The sequence below is a fragment of the Nocardia sp. NPDC052316 genome (assembly GCF_044547795.1).
GTDB lineage: Bacteria > Actinomycetota > Actinomycetes > Mycobacteriales > Mycobacteriaceae > Nocardia.
This window is the reverse complement of record NZ_JBIUBB010000006.1, coordinates 491050-510328: the sequence shown is the minus strand read 5'-3', so window position 1 is coordinate 510328 and position 19279 is coordinate 491050. Positions and strand designations below refer to the sequence as shown.

General features: G+C 67.7%; 11 protein-coding genes. 1 reads left to right on the top strand and 10 read right to left on the bottom strand.

The genetic code is table 11. The annotated features are described in order from the left end of the window. Positions 1-14 precede the first annotated feature (14 nt). From ACIHA7_RS30015 to ACIHA7_RS29970, 10 genes are all read right to left on the bottom strand, one after another. Positions 15-524: a YbaB/EbfC family nucleoid-associated protein gene (locus tag ACIHA7_RS30015; RefSeq protein ID WP_397294263.1), complete on the bottom strand. Its 510-nt coding sequence runs from the start codon at positions 522-524 to the stop codon at positions 15-17. Positions 525-540: 16 nt separating this feature from the next. Further along, positions 541-891 (bottom strand): hypothetical protein, encoded by a 351-nt coding sequence (locus tag ACIHA7_RS30010; protein ID WP_397294262.1) that lies wholly within the window; start codon positions 889-891, stop codon positions 541-543. Positions 892-1072: 181 nt separating this feature from the next. Beyond that, complete coding sequence (locus tag ACIHA7_RS30005; RefSeq protein ID WP_397294261.1) at positions 1073-1483, bottom strand: toxin-antitoxin system YwqK family antitoxin; 411 nt, start codon at positions 1481-1483, stop codon at positions 1073-1075. Beyond that, entirely contained in the window at positions 1480-3129 is a 1650-nt protein-coding gene (locus ACIHA7_RS30000) for a hypothetical protein (protein WP_397294260.1), read from the bottom strand. Before ACIHA7_RS30000 ends, ACIHA7_RS30005 begins: the two co-directional genes overlap by 4 nt. A 155-nt stretch (positions 3130-3284) precedes the next feature. Next, positions 3285-3734, bottom strand: a complete 450-nt coding sequence (locus ACIHA7_RS29995; protein WP_397294259.1) for a TY-Chap domain-containing protein — start codon at positions 3732-3734, stop codon at positions 3285-3287. After that, on the bottom strand, positions 3731-4222 hold the full coding sequence (locus tag ACIHA7_RS29990) for a DUF6301 family protein (RefSeq protein ID WP_397294258.1): 492 nt from the start codon (positions 4220-4222) through the stop codon (positions 3731-3733). The genes ACIHA7_RS29995 and ACIHA7_RS29990 overlap by 4 nt, the downstream gene beginning before the upstream one ends. A 103-nt stretch (positions 4223-4325) precedes the next feature. Beyond that, positions 4326-5291: an alpha/beta hydrolase gene (locus tag ACIHA7_RS29985; RefSeq protein WP_397294257.1), complete on the bottom strand. Its 966-nt coding sequence runs from the start codon at positions 5289-5291 to the stop codon at positions 4326-4328. Between the two features lie 146 nt (positions 5292-5437). Then, positions 5438-15496 (bottom strand): hypothetical protein, encoded by a 10059-nt coding sequence (locus ACIHA7_RS29980; protein ID WP_397294256.1) that lies wholly within the window; start codon positions 15494-15496, stop codon positions 5438-5440. 116 nt (positions 15497-15612) lie between these two features. Then, positions 15613-15936, bottom strand: a complete 324-nt coding sequence (locus tag ACIHA7_RS29975) for a hypothetical protein (protein WP_397294255.1) — start codon at positions 15934-15936, stop codon at positions 15613-15615. Positions 15937-16606: 670 nt separating this feature from the next. Next, a complete protein-coding gene (locus ACIHA7_RS29970) occupies positions 16607-17389 on the bottom strand; it encodes a MerR family transcriptional regulator (protein WP_397294254.1) in 783 nt (260 codons plus the stop codon). A 285-nt stretch (positions 17390-17674) separates the two neighbouring features. On the opposite strand from ACIHA7_RS29970, the gene ACIHA7_RS29965 reads away from it, so the two are divergent. Continuing rightward, positions 17675-19240 carry an amino acid permease gene (locus tag ACIHA7_RS29965; protein ID WP_397294252.1) on the top strand — a complete coding sequence of 522 codons (1566 nt, stop codon included), beginning with the start codon at positions 17675-17677 and terminating at the stop codon, positions 19238-19240. Positions 19241-19279: the final 39 nt, after the last annotated feature.

Here is a 19279-nt window from a genome sequence, read left to right as displayed (position 1 = left end):
TGGTCACCAACCGATCACCAACCGGAATCGGTGACCCCCGGCTTCGTCGGCTTGGCCCGCTCGATGGGTTCCACATTCTCGAAAGACATCCCCGCGTCTTCGGCCGCGACGCGATCCGGCGCATCGGGTTTGGACTGCGGCGCTCGCTCTGCCGTCGGCATCAGCGAGCTGACATCCGGCATGCCTTCGACGAGGTCGGACAGCTTCGGCAGCCGCGCGCGGTCCTGCTGGATCGGCGCCATCAGCTCCTCGGTCCGACGCATCACATCGGCGGTGGCGTCCTGGGTGGCTTTGAGGATCGCGCGGGCCAGATCCGGGTACTCGAGATCTTCTACGCCGCGACCGAATTTGAGGTCGATGAGGACACCGTCGGCGTTCACCGACACCGTGACCCGGCCACCTCGCTCCGAGGCTTTGCCGACCAGGGCCATGCGCTGGCGCTGCACTTGCGCGATCGTCCGAAGCTGCGACTGCACCTCGTCCATGAGCCCCGCGACGTCGCCCCGCGAAAAATCATGCGTCACAGCGATCGACCTTCACTCATCGGTATTCGAAGCCCTGGCGGTTGCGTTCTTCCAAGATGTTCTGGATGTCGTCGGCTACCTTCGCCTGGGAGTCGGCCAAGCCGCTGAAGACACCGGACATCCCCTCTTTGCCGTTCTCGCCGACGGCGAAGTCGTGCATGTTCTTCTTCGAGGCGATGTAGCCGGGCTGCCCGTCGGCGCCGTCGGCGAACTGCTTGCCAAGCTTGTCGTTGCCCCAGGGTTGCCCACGACCGGCGACCGCAGTCTCCAGATTCGACCATACTCCGGCGACGCGGTCGCCGACATGCCGGGTCTTACCTGCGGCTTTACGGAATGCGGCGGGATCGACCTCGAACTTCTCCGTCATCGCGAACCCCTTCCTCACTACCGACCGGGGCCACGAAGCCCTCGTTCACGACCCGGTCGCCAATTCATGCGTTGTTCATGCGTGAACCGGCGATCGGTCAAACAACCGTAACACCAACAACACTCGCCGACCACTCCGAACAGGTGAACTACCGCGCCCCAGAAACTAGGGGCATACCTGGTCAGACACCGTCCGCACCGGCGCCACCCGCGGCGTCCGGTTGGCCGGCCCGCGGGATCTCATCGATCAGCACCCCGTTTTCATCCCACTTCTTCCTGGAGACCAGCTTGCCGGGCCCGTCGAACACGCTGACCTCTTGCAAACGTCCATCGGGGTACCATTCACGCCACTCGCCGACGGGTCTATTTCTGGCGACCATTCCCGTGTGTTTCGGAGCGCCATCCGGATACCAGCTCTTACTGGGTCCCTCTTCGAAGCCGTCGACAAATGTCCACAAGCCGATGATCGTCCCGTCGACGCCCCGTTCTACCGCCTCACCGGTATACCGTTCGCCCCGATAGAACATCTGGCTGTATTCGTTGGACATATCCGCGTCCGGATCGTCGACGTCGATCGGTTCGCTGTCGGTCATCGCGTTGCCTCCACCGCGCTGTGCCGCTGTTGGAATCGTTGCTCGAACTCCGCGATATAAATGGACGGCGCCACCGATGACGAAGACTGCTCGAGCACACCGTCGTCGGCGATGTAGAAGATCGCCCGGCCGATCGCGATCTCGCCGGGCCGGGTCGGCACATACACCATCCAGCCCACGCTGATCCGATCCGCGCGCAGGTCCTCCAGTGGGTAGCGCGAGGTGTCCGTGCCGCTGTCGACAAGGAATTGACGGACTCGGGCCAGCGCGTCCTCCTGTGGCATCGGCTCCGGCAGCGTCAACGTCACGCCGGCCATGGTGAGCTGGAAGAAGGCGCCGTCGACGTCGAAAGCGCCGTCGGCGCCGAAAACATCGACCAGCGTGGCGCGGGTGGCGACCCCGACCTCCGCGGCCGACACCAACGTCGCGGCAGCCGCACGCTGCCGCTGCGTCACCTGCTCGCCGAGCACGCCGCAGACGATGTCGACCACCGTCTCCGAGCTCCACATGCCCGGTACCGCATCGCTCAACTCGTCCGCGATCGGTGACTCACCGCGATACCAGCTGCCACCCTCCCACCAGTAGCAGAACGACAGCAGCCCGCCCGCCACGCGCGCGTTGAGGACCGCGTTGGCGACCCACTCCGGCGCACCGGCGTACAGCTGCGGCATCGGCTCGCCGTGGTTGTAGACGCGGTCCAGCGCGGGGGCGTTCCACACCCCGCCCGAGAGCACAGCTCGTCCGCCGGGCAGCGAGTACAGGGTGGAACCGCTGCGCTTGAGACCCTCGAACCAACTCATCGACGGCAGCACCCGCGGTCCGAGTTCCGATCCGGCGGCGACGAACGCGGCGGCGATGACCGCCCACCGGGCGGCCATCAACGGGAAAGCCGGGAAGTCATCCACCGACTGCACCCCGCGCCTGCCGACGTCCCGATCCGCCCTGGCCTGCACCGCGGCCTGCTGCGGCGTGCGGGACTGGCGGTCGCCGTGGTTGAGGTAGGCACCGAGCCAAATCGGCAGGGTCGCACGGGGATACACCTCGAGGTCCGCACGGTAGATCTCCGGCGGGAACAACTGCTCGTCCGGGAAGGGCTGGTCACCGTAGTCGTAGTCGACCTCGACCTGTCCGGTGTTGGTCAGGGTGAGCAGGTAACGCCACCACGGTCCATCGCTCAACTGGGCCGAGAGGTGCCGGTGCTCCCTGATCAGCGCGAGCACCTCCTCCGGCGGAAAGGCGCGCGCGACGCGGTCCTGCTCATCGGTGAACACGACCAGCGCCACCTCGGCGCCCACCGCCATCGCGAAGACCGCCTCCAACCGAACCCAGCCCTCCGGGCCTGCCGCGCCGAGTTCACGAGCCACCTGATGGCTGATCGCGGCGGCTCGCTCCGCGACATCCTCGGTCGGCGCCGCGGCCCCGGCGAGGGTGAAACCTACATCGGGAAGCTCGCCCTCGCCCTCGCCCTCGCCCTCGCCCTCGGCGTCCGAGGGCGAGTCCGCGTCCTCGGACACCAGGAATCGGCGCATGAACGCCAACTGTTCGGGGGTCGCTTCGTCGGGCGACAACGAGCCGGGATCCTCCTGCTTCGTAGCCGGTTCGGCGCGGGGCTGGTCCTGCGAAGCCTCGTCGTCTGATCTGGTCACGTCGCGGATCTCTCCTCAAATCTGGCACACCGAACACCAGCCGACCCCGCCGGGCAAGCCGCTCGGAATCATCCTGGCACAGCGAGCGGCGCCGCGAGCGCCGAACATCGCGCGGGCGGTGCGGCCTCGGTGCGCTCAACCAGCGCGGACCGGCGTCAGCTTGTTCGGGACAACCCGAGCGACGGCAGTTCCATGGGGCTATTGCCTGCGTTTTCGTTCCACGCGCGATAAGCCAACGCCGAGGGTTCCGAAATGCGGTACGCGTCCCGCAATCCGGTGACCACCATCGCCACCAGCCGCCGATAATCGGCCGACGCCATCGGCCACGGCGACTCGATCCACCAGTTTCCGAGGTGGTCGAAGTCCGGCGGCTGCCAGCCCGCGCCGGCGATCAGCTCATTACCCTTCTCGCCCGCCTGCACGGACGGCTCCAGCCATCGGTCGCCGCCGAGCTCTGCGGCGAGTACGTCGTCGAACTGGCGGAACTGCGCGTAGCGCGCGACCTCCGAGGTCGGGGCGGACTCGGCGATGATCACCACCGCGCCCGCGGGCAGGCCGGCCAGCTCCTCGGCCAGCCCGTCTGCGAATTCTTCCCACCCGTTCACTCCGCGTCCTGACCTTCGAGCTCGACGGCCTGGTCACGCAGCGCGAGCTTGGCGTTGGTCAGCAGCGTCAACTCGACCGCCGACTTGACCTTCTGCAGCACCAAGGTCGTTTCTGTTCCCGCCCAACGGATCTCAGGGGACGTACCCGGCTTCCGCGTGGTCGGCTCACCGAGCGCACCGGTCAACGCGGCACTCATCCTGACGAAGGCGTCGCGGGTCTGCGCCTGCCCCGGCGATGTGTCGCGTCCATCACCGGTTACCTCCACGGTGATGTAGTCCGCCCGGCCGTCCCAGCCGATGATTCCCGCGCTGTCGAACCCGAAAATGGCATCGAACATGACGAACTTCGGTTCGGCCACCGCTATTTCCCAGCCGAAGGTATCCGCTACCTGAGCAGCGTCGTCCATTCGCCACGACCACTCCAGGGAACGCAGCTTGGTAGCCAGGTCGACGATCTCCTCGTCGGTCAGTGCGCGCCATTCCGTCATGCGATCACCCTAGTTGTACCGTCGGACCTCGTCTTTCCGCGCGACCGACTGTGCCACAACGGGTAGGCAGATTCAACAGTGACGGTCGAGCGTCGGCGGACCGCTACGCCGAGCGCGGACCGCGAATGAGCTGCGTCTTCTCGATCTCGGCGACGAACTGCTCGACCGCTTTCAGGGCAGCGCGGGCTTCCGGCATGAACCGATGGCCTACCTGGAACACGTGGAACATGCCCGGCCACAGCTGCACCTCGCAGCGGCCGCCCGCGGCGCGTTGCGCGGTGCCGAAGTGCTCGGCGTCGGCGCTGAGCATTTCGCTGGCGCCCGCCTGGAGCAGTATCGGCGGCAAGTCGGGGCCGACGTGGGCGGCCACGTTCAGTCGCGGATCATCGAAATGGGTTGTGCCGGTGTAGAGCCCGGTCATTCTGGTAGCGAGGCCCAAGGACATGAAGACGTCGTTCACCTCGGCGCGGCGGGCGTCGGCCAGTGCCCAGGTCGAATCGACCAGCGCCGAGAAGCCGACGACTGCCTTCGGTTGCGGTAGACCGAGTTGGCGTAGTTGAACGCAAAGCCCGAGGGCCATGTGCCCGCCCGCCGAGTCGCCCATGAGCACGATGTCTTGCGCGGCGTGGCCCTGTTCGAGCAGCCAGAGGTAGCCGTTGAGCACGTCGTCGTGGGCGGCGGGGAATCGGTACTCCGGAGCGCGGCGATAGCGCAGTGTGAATGCGGACCGGTCCAGTCGTCGGGACAGCTCGGAGACCAAGCCGCGATGGGTGGCCGGGCTGCAACCGACGTAGCCGCTGCCGTGCAGGTAATAGATCAGCGATTGACCCGGCCGCGGCACCGGGCCGAGCCACTCCCCCATGGCCCGGCCACGCGGGCCGGGCACATCGACCGGTGTGGTCGGCAGCGTTCGGTCGAACCAGATCCGGCAGGCGACGGCCAAACCGAGCCGCGCGCCGGCAACTCCGTACCGGTTGGCGGGCAGTCGGGCGCCCAGTGGGCGGAGCGTGGACTGCATCGCGAAGATCACGCCACGACTGGCCATGGATACCGGATCACCTTTGATCATCTATAGATTGAAGCAATCCCGGCGGTTGCTGGCAATAACGGTTACAGCAACTCGGCAGAGTGCACAGAACAGGGCACTACCTGCTGTGTAGTGGCACATGACGGGCCTTTCTTTCCCGGCCGTCATGTACCACTGGCCCCGTGCGGTCAGGCGAAGATGGTGGCGCGGCGGGTGGGATCGGCGACGACGTCACGGACCAGCAAGCCGAGATCCATGTCGGCGGGCAGGGACCGGTAGGCCAATGTGGCGGCCACGATGCCCGCGACGCTGACGACGAATCTGGTGTTGCGCTGATCGGCGGGGTACCAGTCGACGGTGACCGGGTCGTCGAGATCAATGTCGCGCTCACCGATACGCAGTGCCAGCCTGCCGTGGTGGCGGTACAGCACTACCAGGGCTTCGCCCAGATCGCCGTAGACGCCGCCGAGGCGACTCATATCGGCGGGGGTCGCGCGCAGCGCACCGGACTGCGGGTCGAACTCGGCGAACACGCCGTAGCCGACGTAGGGCCGCACGACAATCGTTGTGCCGCTGAGATTGTCACTGGTGTACGACCGGCGGGCATTGGCGTTGCGGCCGCCGTCGCCACCCTGCGGTGCACCGTTCATGGGTGGCACCGGAGCGAAGGGCGGCAGCGCCGAACCCGGTGAAATCGGCTCGCCCGCTGACGGATTCGATGGAACCGGCGACCACGGTGGCACGGAACCAGGAGGAGCCGACAGATCCGGAGCCGGAGTCGACGAGTGCGGCGATGTCACCGATGGTGGTGCCCACGGCTGAGGCAGCTTCTGTTGCTCCGGTGCCTGAGGTGACTGCGGCAGGTTCGGCAGCTCAGCAGGCACAGGCAGGTTCGGTCGCGTCGGCACCTGCGACGCGGCAGAAGGTGCCGGTGGCGACGGCACCTCGGGCGAGATCGGCGAACCGGGTGGCAGCAACGTGCGGGGCAGCTCAGGCGATGCCTGCGGATCCGGCAATACCGGCGTCTGAGGCGGTACCGGCAAACCCGGCAGGCCCGTTACCTGTGGCGGCACAGGCGAACCCGGCACAAACGGAACATCCGGCAGCTCAGGCAACGCGTGCGGATCCGGCGACACCGGCATCTGAGGCGGTACCGGCAAACCCGGCAAGCCCGTTACCTGTGGCGGCACAGGCGAACCCGGCACAAACGCAACATCCGGCAGCTCAGGCGGCATGGGCAAACCTGGCGGCAGCGGCGGGCGCGGAACCTCGGGCGGCACCGGTAAATCCGGTGGAAGAGGCAGCTCGGGAAGCAACGGCAACCCCGGCGGCACCGACGGCGGCAACGGCAGGTCCAGCGGGTCAGGCAGATCCGGCGGCACCGGCAGACCTGGTGGTACCGAAACCGGCTGCGGCGCACGCAAATCCGGCAACTCAGGAGGCAAGGGCGGCCACGGCACTTCGGGTGGCACCGGCGAATTCGGCGGCACAGGCACCTCAGGAGGCAACGGCAAGCCCGGCGGCAACGGCAGATCCAGCTGGTCAGGCAAATTCGGTGGCACCGGCACCTGCGGCGGCACAGGGAGACCCGGTGGTACCGGAACCGGCGGCGGCGCCGGCAAATCCGGCGGCGCAGGCAAATTCGGCAGCTCAGGAGGCGTAGGCGGCACCGGCGGGCGCGGCGGTTCAGGCGGCGTCGGCGAATTCGGCGGAGCAGGTACCTCGGGAGGTGACGGCAAACCTGGTAGCTCCGGCACCTCCGGCGAGACAGGAAGACCCGGCGGTACCGGAACCGGCGGCGCAGGCGCATCCGGCAACTCAGGTGGCAAGGGCGGGCGCGGCACCTCGGGTGGCACCGGCGAATTCGGTGGAGCAGGCACCTCGGGAGGTGACGGCAAGCCCGGCGGCACCGGCGGCGGCAGCGGCAGGCCCGGCGGGTCGGGCAAATTCGGCGGCGCGGGCAAATCCGGCAGCTCGGGAGGCAAGGGCGGCCACGGCGGCAGCGGCGGGCGCGGCTCCCCGGGCGGCAGCGGCGAATTCGGCGGCGCGGGTATCTCGGGAGGTGACGGCAGATCCGGCAGCTCTGGCAACTGCGGTGGGATAGGCAGATCCGGCGGCACAGGCAGATCCGGCGGGTCAGGCAAGTCCGGCGGGTCAGGCAAATTCGGCGGCACCGGCGGGACCGGCGGCCAAGGAGGCAGCGGCGGGCGCGGAGGTTCGGGGGGTACCGGTGGACGTGGCGGTTCAGGTGGCACCGGCGGTTGCGGCTGTTCAGGTGGCACCGGCGGGTGCGGCGGCTCGGGCGGTACCGGTGGGCGTGGCGGTTCAGGTGGCGCCGGTGGGTGCGGCGGCTCGGGCGGCACCGGTGGACGCGGCGGTTCAGGGGGTCGTGGGGGCTCGGGGGGAGTGGGTGGTTGGGGGTCGGGTACGGGCCATGGTTTGGGTGCCCAATTCACCGGGTCAGGGAATTCGAACTCGTAGTCTTTGGGCGGATGTGGGATGTGTGACCGGAGTGCCCGGCCGGGCAACTGTGGGATGCGGCGCGAATCTCCTTCGCTGGTATCGGATTCCGGGGGCTCACCGGCGTTTCCGCGATTCGCCCGTGTACCGCCGTCGTCGGGTTCGGGTCTCGGAGCGGATTCGTCTGCCGATCCCGGCGTGCGTTGAGTGGGGTCCGGCTCTGTCGACAAAGCACGGTTGGCTGTCGGTTCGGTGTTGTTGCCCGACTCATCGCCGCCCGCAGCCGGATCCGGATGCTGCGACGGAAGGTGGGTCGATACTCCGTCCGGGTCGATCTCGGGTTCGCGGGAAACGGTCGGCTCGGAGTTGTTGGCCAGAGGGGCATTGCCTGCGCCGGGATCTGGATGCTGCGGCGGGGTGCGGCCTGCCGATCCTGCCGGGTCCGCCGGCGGGTCCTGTGGTGGGGCGGCGGTGGTGGGTGGCTGCTCCTCGGGGCCGTTGGCGGCGCGCCGCGCGAGTTCATCGAATTTGGCGGACATCTCGCGGTGTGCGTTTTCGAGATCCGCCATCAAGTGCTGGTGTTCGCGCTGGGCGGTGAGATCGTTGCGGATCTGTTCCAGGTGGTCCAGGACTCGCCGCAGTTCAGCGTCGGCTGCGTCGGCGTGACGCCGGTAGGCCTCATCGACCTTCGCCAGCTCACGCGCCAGCGCCTCATCGATCCTGGACTGCGGGTCTGCCGAATCAGGCTCGCGCCCAACGTCATGCGGATCGACCTGCGTTGCCAGATCGCGACCGACCTGTTCGAGGTGATCGAGTATTCGTTGCAGCTCGGCGTCGGCCTGCTCCGAGTGACGCCGGTAGGCCTCGTCCACCTTCGCCAGCTCACGCGCCAGTGCCTCATCGATCCGCGACACCGAATCAGCCGAACCCGACTCCGGCACAACATCACCCGAATCGAGCCGACCCGACAAATCACGACCGACCTGCTCGAGATGATCGAGTACCCGCCGCAACTCAGCGTCGGCTTCATCCGCATGACGCCGGTAGGCCTCGTCCACCTTCGCCAACTCACGCGCCAGCGCCTCATCGATCCGCGACACCGAATCAGCCGAACCCGACTCCGGCACAACATCACCCGGATCAAGTCGACCCGACAAATCACGACCGACCTGCTCGAGATGATCCAGCACCCGCTGCAGCTCGGCGTCAGCCTGCTCCGAGTGACGCCGATAAGCCTCATCGAGGGCGGCCACCTCGCGCGACAACGCTTCGTCGATCCGCGAGCGTCCGTCCGGTTCCGTGTCCGAACCGGATCGGTCTTCGCGCACTTCCGGTTTGCCGGTCGACGGATCCTCGGGTGCGGGTGGCGGTGTCTCCGCCGGACGAGTGGGATCGTCAGGCTTGTTCTCCGAATTCGGCTGTTGCTCAGCTCTACCCGGGGTGTCATCCGCCTTTGTCCCGGGTGCTTCTACGCGTGGCTGACCGTTGCTACCCGATCGTTCGGCGGCACCGCCTGAACTGGGCCGTCGGGGCGGTGGGTCGCTGGGGGTCGAGGTCGGGGCGGGTCCGTTCTCGTCGGGTCCGTCTGACGGAGGCGGCGTGGGAGGACCTTCACCGGGACGCCCGGACTGGTCGCTCGAACCGAGGGACTCCGGTGCTCGGTAGAACTCCGCCGTCAGGTCGGCGAGGTCCCGGATTTGCGCCGCGCGCTGCAGGACCTCGTTGCGCATCTTCGTGATTTCCGCGGCCAGCTCGCTGGGGCTGAGCCCTTCGTGTTTTTCGATCTTTCCATCGCGATACGCCTCGTACACCTTGCGGAAGGTGGCGTCGTCGGCACCGGCGAGATCGACGCCGACCAGCCGGGCCCAGTCCCGGTTGGGGTCGGGTCGGTTGCTCGCGGCGTCGCTGTCGCGATCCCACGCACCGTCGCCGTCCGGTCGCCTCGGATGGTCGGCGAGCGTCTGGCCGAAGTCGAGCGGATCCCCGGAACTCAGTGCGTCGCGGATGATGTCGCGCAGTGCGTGGATCGCGTCGGGGTCGTGCACCGGCGGCTCGCCGGTGACGCGTGGATCGGCGGATAGGTCACCGCGCGGCACGTCGGAGTATGGGTCGCTCCTGATCAGGGCGTCCGCGTACTCCCTGAGCGCGTCGGTCAGCAGGTCTTCTTTGCCGTCGCGTTCCATCCGGGCGAGCAGCTTGCGTAGTTTCTTCGGATCCAGGCTGTTCGAGTCCAGCCCGTGCACGAGGCGGCCTGCCGCGTTCTTGGTGTACTTCGGCGGGAACAGCTCCGACGGCGGCACGCCGAGCCGCTGCGCCAGCTGGTCGCGCGCGGCGACGAAGGCGGCTGGGTCGAGATCGCGGAGTTGCTTGGCGTAGGCGACGAGGTCGGCTACCTGCTGTGCGCGCAACGCATTGCGGAAGTCGCTGTCGGTCAGCCCTTCCGCGAGGCGCTGCGGGGTCAGCTCCGCCTCGGGAATGCCGAGGCGGGTGGCCAATTGGCTACGCGCATCACTGATGTCGTTGAAGGACGCGATGTCGTTCATCGAGCGCGCGAAGTCGGCGAGTGCCTCGATCTGCCCGGCCCGAACGGCGTTGTCCAGCTTCAGATCCGCGATCGTCTGCGCGAGCCGATCGGGGTGCAACGACTCCGGGCCGAGCCCGAGGGTCTGCGCCAGATCCACCAGTTCCGCGAGGATTTCGGCGCGTGGCCGCGACGGCGCTTCCGGAGGGTCCCCGGCGGCTGGTTCGCTGTGCGGTATGTCGGCCGGGTCCAGCACGACGAGCCGCCACTGACCATCGCTGTCGCGCACCAGGGTTACCGCGAGCTCGCGACCGTCGATGGTTTCCCGATGGTGGTAGATGTCGGGAGTCTCGACCGGGTCGAGGTAGATCCGGCCGGCCCGGTCCGTACGCGCGGAGTGGTAATCCACTTGGACTTCACCGCGATCGAGCGCCTGCGCGAGGTCCGGGTTCTCGGCGAGCGCCCTGGCCAGCGCGGCGGAGCGATCCTGCGGCCCATCGATGACCACGAGCCGATCCGGCACCCCCTCGCCAACCGGGATGCGGACGACCTGGTCGCCGTACGGCTGCCCGATGGGTGGCTGATCGTCGGATTGGGGATACAGGCGGAACTCGGCGGCCTCGGCGAACTCGGCGACCCGCTCGGCGCGGGCCTGGTTCTCGGCCCGTAGTTCCGCGAGCCGTTGGGTGCTCAACGTGTCCAGGTCGAGCCCGAACATCTGTGCCCAGGTGGACAATTCGTCGCGGAGCTGGTCGCGGCGCAGTGCGTGCTCGAAGAACGCGCGCGGTCCCTGGTCACGACCGAGTTCGTCGTCCTCCGGCCCGATATCACCCCATTCCTTCAGCGGGTCCGCGCCGTTGCCGACCGGCGTGTAGTTCTGCACGCCGGGCGAACCGTTGAAGGCCGCGTTGATCTCTTTGAGGAACCGGCCCATCGGGTTGTCGTCGAAGAAACTGACTTCGTCGGCGTACGGGACGGGCTGACCGGCCGGGTCCGGAGCGCCGCGCCGGACGGGACGCTGGTCCGACTCGTCGAGATCGTCGTCGTCGTCGAGAAAGTAGTCCTCGTCGTCGTCCTCGTCGCGCCTGCGTGCGTCGGGCCCCTCGAGTTCGCCGGGCGGTCGATTCCGCTGCTCGCTTTCGCCGAGGGCTGGTCGCGAGTCTCGTCCCGCCACATCCTCTGTGGTGTAAGGACGAGTCTGTTCCTCGTTGTAGCGCCGGAACGCGTCTGCGAGTCCTTCGATCGCCGCGGCTTCGCGCAGCGTGCGGTACTCCTGCTCGTCGATCAGCCTGCGGACCGTCGCCGGATCCTCGTCGGGCAGATCGAAGCCGAGCCGATCGGCCAGCTCGGACAGCGACTCGTTCTCCGGTGGTGGCCCATCCGGCTCGGCCACCGGCTCCGGCGGCGGGGGCGGTTCTTGCTCGAGCGCCCTGGCCTCCTCCTCGGAGACCAACCCCAACCGCTCCATATCGTCGACGATCCGCTGACGTTGCTCCGGATCGGCGACGGTGAGCGCGTCTTCGAGAACGGCTCTGGCTTTCTCCGCCGAAATCCGTTGCACTTCATACAGATCGGTAATGGTCTGCCGAACCAGCTCGGGGTCGGCATCGCTGACCCAGAATCGATACTCCGCACCGTCGGCGGTGCGCGGCGCTACGTAGTCACCCGCCGCGTCGGGAACGCGTCCCGACAGCTGACCCAGAATCGGGACGTGTTCGCGGTTCAGCCACATCGTCGCGCCCTCTTTGAGGATACGAGCGACGTTGGGCGCGCCACCAGAGCCTTCCGGAGCGGGGGCGGGTCCCATGGTCGGGACATCCGGGTTGGGCGGCGGAGTCGGCGCGGGAGCCGGGGGCGGTGGATCGAACAGGTCCGGTGCGGCGACGGCGCCGTCACGCAGAGCGGTCTGCCCGCGGCCGTCCTCGCCCGATCCCGACGGATATTTGGGGTTGTCGCCCTGATAGCCCCGCACGTAGGTCCGGTCCCGAAACCGTTCCCACGCGTTGCGAACTCGCGACTTCTTCTCCACTTCGCCGGAGCCCTCCGGCCGGGCCGGCGAGCCGCCTTCGTCGGCGGGTACCGCGCGCCAACGGTTTTCACCGTCCGGTTGAAGAGCCAGCGGCACCGGTTCACCGTTGACGTCGAGGGTGAGCGGATGGGCGTCGTCGGCGAGCACCACCGAGTCCGGCTCCAGCACAGGGGGTGCACCGGTGTCGTTGTCTTGCTCCGGTTTCGATGTCGACTCGTCACCGGGGTCACCGGGCGAAGCGGGCGGTTCGATGGGCGGTTTCCGTGCCCCGCCGTTCGAGCCCGAGGCCGGTTCGGCGGGTTCGCCGTCCGGGTCGGGCGGCCGTTGACCGACGTCGACCTTGTGCAGGGCCGGTTGCCGTGGCGGTACCCCGGCATCGTCGCGCTGTTGCGGAATTCCGTCCTCGTCGAACAGGATCGTGCGCGTGAGCTGCACCGGATAGTCCGAACCAGGCAGGATCGGCGGGAAGGGGTGCGCGGGTCCGACCGTCGGATCGTGCACCACGATCTCGCCGTTCTCCTTGACCAATACGTAGGCGTGCGCGCCGACGTTGTCGTCATCGGCCTTGCCGTACACGTCTACGACCAGCGCGGCCACCCCGTCGGGCCGCTCGATCGGGTTGCCGTCGGAGTCCAGAACAAAACTTCCGTCCGGCCTCGTCTCGTACATCAGCGCGTCACGAATCTCGTTGTGATCCGCGACATCTCGGAGCGGTGCCTGGGCCGCCTGCTCGATTTTGTCCTGAGACACACCATCGGGCCCGACCTCCCCGGTCGGCACTTCGATCACCGGGCTACCGGTGATCTGGCGGATCAATTCGAGACTGCGTACCGCGCAGTCGCGCGGATGGTCGGCGTTCGACGGATCAGGGGGCGCAGCGGCACCGTCGTCGGTGCGGGCGACGGCCTCCGGTTGCGCGGTCCGATCCGACCGTGGCGAGGACTCCGCGCCCGCCACTGCCGCCAGCGGCAGCAGGCCTATCGCGTCGAGAGACGACGGATCGCCCGCACCTCGGGATTGCGGACCATCGGCGGGCACCACGGACTCAGGGTCGACCGTCTGCCGTACCGGCGCGGAACCGTCCACCCCCGCCCGTAGACGCGGAGCCTGCTCACCGGTGGATTCGGACTGCACCGCCGACTGGTGGTCCGCGCCGTGCGCTCCCGTGTCTGCGAGGCCCGTGCGGGTCGACGCTGTGCCGGGGGCGGCGTTGTCCGCACGGAGGTCGCCGGCCCGCGGTCGATCGCCCACCGGGCGGGGCTTGCCGGCTGGGCGGCTGTCCGGGGCGCCGGCCCTCGGTTCCGTGCCCGTTTGCGGGCGTGGTTGCTCGACCCGCGGCGTGTCGGAGCCGGTCTGCGCGCGTAGGTCCGGCGATGCCGTGCGAGGAGCAGTGGACGATGCCGGGGTGCTTCGGCTTTCGCCGCCACCGGTGGGGTTTGCCGTGGTCGGCTGCGCGGGAGTGGAGGCTGGGTTTGCGGTGGGTGCGGCATGGGCCGGTGCGGTGGTGGCCACCCCGTCACCGGCGTTGTTGTGCACCGAAACCGGGGCATCGCCGGTAGCTGACGCGCCGATCAGGCCGTCGGAGCCGACCCCGCGCACGGCATCCGCTGGCGCGGTTCCCGCCCGCTGGGTTCCAGCATCGCCCGAATCAGACTGTGCGGCAATGCGGTCCGCGCTTGCAGGCGCACCATCGAGCGATCGTGTACTGCTATCGCCTGCCCGGGTTTGGTTTTCACCGGCGGAACGGGTGTCCGACGTCGCATCACCGGCGGCGCGATCTCTGGATATGTTGTCGCTCGACCGATCTGCGGCACTGTCAGTCGATCCGCTTCCGTCACCTGATCGGTCGGTTGTTCCCGCGGTCTCGCCGGAGTCCCGGCCGGTGGCCGCGTCCGCTCCGGCCTGCCGTGCATCGGCATCTCCCCCGGCACCCCTGCCGTCGGCCGCCGAAGTTCCGGCAGGCCGGGTCGTTTCGTCGCCCGCCGCACTCCGGCCGTCGTCACCCGCTGCTCCCCTGCCATCACCACCCGTCCCAGCTCGGCCGTCACCACCCGTCCCAGTTCGGCCGTCACCACCCGCCCCAGTTCGGCCGTCGCCACCTGACGTACCCCGCCCGCTGCCGTCCCCGGCGCCTGCGGGCAACCCGGCACCATCCGGCCGAAGCCCAGCACGCGCACCATCATTCGCACTCGACCCGTCACTGCCCGCCGTGTTGAAAACATCCTCGAATCGGGATCCGAAACTGGGTCCGCCGAACATCTCCGGCCGCATGCTTCCCCAAGCGTGCTGTGCCCCAACCTTGTTCAACGCCGACATCGCGCCGTTCGAGGCGCCTGCGGTGAACATTCGCCAATCGACCTGGGTGTTCTTCAGGTTGTCCCACGCATCGCCCCACCCGTTCTGGGCGGCGTCGATCCCGAACTGCGTGGCGGTCGCGGCGACGAAACCCGCTCCGGCACCGACCAACCCGGCGGCGGGGCCGGTGATCGCGGCACGCATCCACGGCTTCATCTCCGCGCTCAGCTTGTTGCCGAGCCAGTCGCCGAACGGGCCTGCCGCCGCCCCACCGGCGGCCGAGCTGACGGCGGTGACCGCGACCTGCTCCCAGTTGATCTCCTTGCGATTCCCCTGCGATACCTGCCACTGCTGGACGCCGAGCTCCTGCAGCGTGCCGAGCACCGTATCGATCGCCACGTGCCGCAGCATGAATTGCGCGAACTTCGATGCGACGAGCTTGCCGACGTGCCTGGCGATCGCGGCGACCACCCGTTGGCCGATGATGCGCACCGCCACCCGGGTGATACCGATCGCGGCCGCCTGGACCGCAGGCGCGGTCGGCGGAAACAGCCACGCGGCAGCGAGTTCGGCGGCCAGCAGGCCGAGCGAGCTCCAGTACATCAGTTTCGCGTACTCGATCTCGGTGCCGACGCTGTGCGCGGATTCACCGATCTGGTCGAAGAGTTCGGCCAGCTTCTGTACCGACTGATCCTGGTCCGATCCGTCGCCGGACCGCATGCTGTCGAAGCCCTTGATCATCTCTTCGACGCCCTCGCCGACCGGATAGGCGGTCAGTGACGCGCTCTTCGCCGCGTCGATATCGAGGAGCACGGCGCGCAGCTCGTCGGCGGCGGTGTGCCAGTCCTGGGCCAGCGCCCACATCTGGTCCTCGTTGCCCTCCGGCCACTCCATGCCGACGATCGGCTCGAGCCATTGCAGCGCGCCAGGTAGTTCGATCATGTTCGGTTATCCCGCTGTCAGCAGCGCGACACGGTGCCCGGGCCGCCGCACGCGACGAGCTCGGTGACCGGACGCGCTTCGGCTTGCCCGGTCCTCAGCTGCGCACGGACCGTGGCTCAGTCGAAGCCATCGCGGTTGCCGTTCTCCATCTTTTCGAGCAGCTTGGCGCTCTTGGTCTGGCCGGTGGAGAAGTTGCCGAGCGAGCCAGCGATGTTCTGCGCGCCCTTGATGATGTTGTCGCGCGAGGAGGTGTAGCCGCCCGAGCCATCCGCCCCGTTCGCGAAGCTCCGCCCGAGTGTGTCGTTACCCCAAGGGTTGCCACGCGAGTTGATCGAGGCCTGCAAGGTGTTCAGTACCCCGTTGATCCGGTCGCGTGCGTCTCCGGTCTTCCTGGCCGCCTTGAAGAACAGCTCCGACTCGTACTGGACTTTGTCCGCCACCGCGTTCCCTCCGCGTACGTGCGGTCACCCGCACCCACCTCAGCTCGTACGCATCCGACGATGACAGTCGATAGCAACTCCCCTGTTGCCCGCACATGAACGGAGAGTGCCGCGACAGTTACATGCAACAGGTGGGTACATCTAGCCGTTGATCCAGCGAAATGTGCTATATGCGTTGATGTTCGACGGGCGGCCGGACAGTTGTGGTCGACACCGAGGTCATCGAACGAATCGAGCCCACGGCCATGGATTGCCATAGACGTCGCCGACCCGGTCGGCGGCCTCCGCCGAAGCGTTGGCGCACAAGGTGTTGCAACCCTCTGGAGCAATGACAGACAGGGCACTGCCGACTGCAGACCTGGAAAGCAAACACTCCGTCACCGGAGCAGTTATCAGCCGGCACCACATTCGCCTACTTGAACCAACCGACGACGGCACGGTCACGTCGCCAAAGGAGCGCTGGATTGCGCGGCATCTCGGCACGCCGCAGCCGGGTAACAGGCGGACGCCCGAGCGAGCGGCCAGACCATAAGGTTCCGGGGGCATGCTCAGCTTGGCGTCGCTTTGCGCATGCCCCCAGATCCCAACCCCGACGCTACATTGAACAACGTACCGCTGTCCAGCGGCAAGTTATAGGCGCGCACGAGCCCCCGAATGAGACCGATCCGGCTTACTGACCTGGGAACTCGTCCGCCAACTCGGGGATATCGCGTTCGAGATATTTGGCGACGAAGCGATCGACCAGTTCGGCCGCCACCTGACCAGGCACAACCCGAACAGCGGCGACGCGCTCGGCAAGCTCGGCCCGATCCGCCGACGTCCGCTCCGATTGCCGGAACGCCCGCCAAGCCGTGCGCTCGAACCCGTCTACGAAGCGACGTGCGATGCGGTCGCAATCGCCGCGCAACCGTTCCACTTCATCGAGCACCTGCGCGGGCGGCGCGCCCGACGCCGCCAACTGCTGAGCGATTCGAACGAGCTGATGGTCCGCCACGCGATAGGTGGCCGCGTCGAGCGGTTCGTACATACCGGACGCGACGACCCGCGCCAGCCCCTGCGGAACGTCGCGGTAGAGATCCGCGAGTTCCGTTGCGGCAATGACCATTTCATTGACCGCGGGTGGCGCGTCGGGATGGATCGGCACTGCGGTCTCGGTCGGCATCGCGACGTGCGCGAGCGCCTCGGGCTCCGGAACGCCGAGGATGTCGCCCAGGTCGTCGCCGCGATCCCACGCCTCGAGCAGTTCCCGGATGCCGTTCAGCTTGATGCCCCGATCCAGCAACCGGCCGATGGTGCGCACCCGGTTGAGATGGTCGGATCCATAGAAGCCGGTTCGCCCCTTCACCTGCGGGGGCGGCAGCACCCCACGCTCGTGATAGACACGAAGGCTCCGCACGGTCGTACCCGCCTCACGCGCCAACTCGTCGATCGTAAACTCCGTACCCGCTGCCATATCTCAAGGAAACCACACCGAAACATGGGTTGATCGCTGGTCCGAGGGTGCGGTACTTCACCATTGCGCCGCAATCGCGGACCGCAGGCCGTTCGCTGAGCCCGCTTTCCCGAGCCGATGTGCCGACCGAAGCCGTCCGGAACGGTTTGCCCTCCGATAGCCGTTGGCTCTCGCCAGATGACGATCGCGTGACCTCAGATGACAATCATATGTGCCCATTGAACGTGCCGTTAAATAACGGTACGTTACTGAGCGTTATGACTGCCGCCACAGGAAAGGCCATGCATGACCATCGTTCGACCTCCCTCAGCGACGCAGGAGTCGGCCGCGCGGGCGCTACACGCCGAGGATGTGGGATATCACAAGGCACTGCGCCCACGGCAGCTACAGATGATCGCCATCGGCGGCGCGATCGGCACCGGGCTGTTCCTCGGCGCGGGCGGCCGACTGAAGGAAGCCGGGCCGGGGCTTTTCCTGGCGTATGCCGTATGCGGCGTGTTCGTGTTCTTCATCCTGCGCGCACTCGGTGAGCTGATCCTGCATCGACCGTCCTCCGGCTCGTTCGTCTCCTACGCCCGCGAGTTCTACGGCGAGAAGCTGGCGTTCGGGGTCGGCTGGATGTACTTCTTCCACTGGTGCATGACCGGCATCGTCGACATCACCGCGATCGCCACCTACGTGCACTACTGGGGCAGCCTGCAGGTCATCCCGCAGTGGACCATCGCGCTCATCGCGCTGGCACTGGTGGTGAGCATCAACATGGTGTCGGTGCGGTGGTTCGGTGAGATGGAGTTCTGGGCGGCGCTGATCAAAGTGATCGCGCTCATGGGCTTCCTCATCGTCGGCACCTTCTTCCTCGCGGGCCGGTTCCCGATCGAAGGCAACAGCACCGGCATCAGCGTGATCAGCGACAACGGCGGCCTGCTTCCGAACGGCCTGATCCCGGTCGTGCTGTGCACCACCGGCGTCATCTTCGCCTATGCCGCAGTGGAATTGATCGGCACCGCGGCCGGTGAGGCGGAGAACCCGGAAAAGATCATGCCGCGCGCGATCAACTCGGTCATCGCCCGTATCGCGGTGTTCTACGTCGGCTCGCTGGTGTTGCTCTCGTTGCTGTTGCCCTACACCGCTTTCAAGGCCGGCGAGAGCCCGTTCGTCACGTTCTTTTCCAAGATCGGCATCGACGGCGCGGGCACGCTGATGAACCTGGTGGTCCTCACCGCGGCCTTCTCCAGCCTCAACGCCGGGCTGTACTCGACCGGCCGGATCCTGCGTTCGATGGCGATGAACGGCAGTGCGCCCAATGTCGCGGCGCTGATGTCCCGGCGCGGCGTGCCCTACGTAGGCATCCTCGCGACCGGCGCCGTCGCGCTCGTCGGTGTCGGCCTCAATGCCCTGGTCCCGGAGAAAGCCTTCGAGATCGTCCTGAACATGTCGGCCCTCGGCACCATCACGGCGTGGGCGGCGATCGTGCTCTGCCAGCTCAAGTTGTGGCAGTGGTCCCGCGAGGGGCGGCTCGTGCGCCCCGCCTTCCGCCTGGTCGGCGCGCCGTACACCAGCATCGCGACGCTGGTGTTCCTCGCCGCGGTGGTCGCGCTCATGCTGTTCAGCAACAGCGACGTGCAGCGCGGTGCCGTCATCGCGATGGGCGTGATCATGGTTCCGGCCCTGGTCGGCGGCTGGTTCCTCGCGCGACGCCGGGTCTTGCATGTCGCGGCGATCCGCGCAGGCTTCACCGGCGCGTTCCCGGTGCTGGCCGAGCGCCCGCCGGCGCACCGCGACCACCGCATCGCCGATATATCCGGCACAAGCAACGGCACGACACGGCACGATGAGGCAGAATCGCGCTAAGGCCGACCTGACCCGCCCGCTCCGCAGCACGGCGACCCA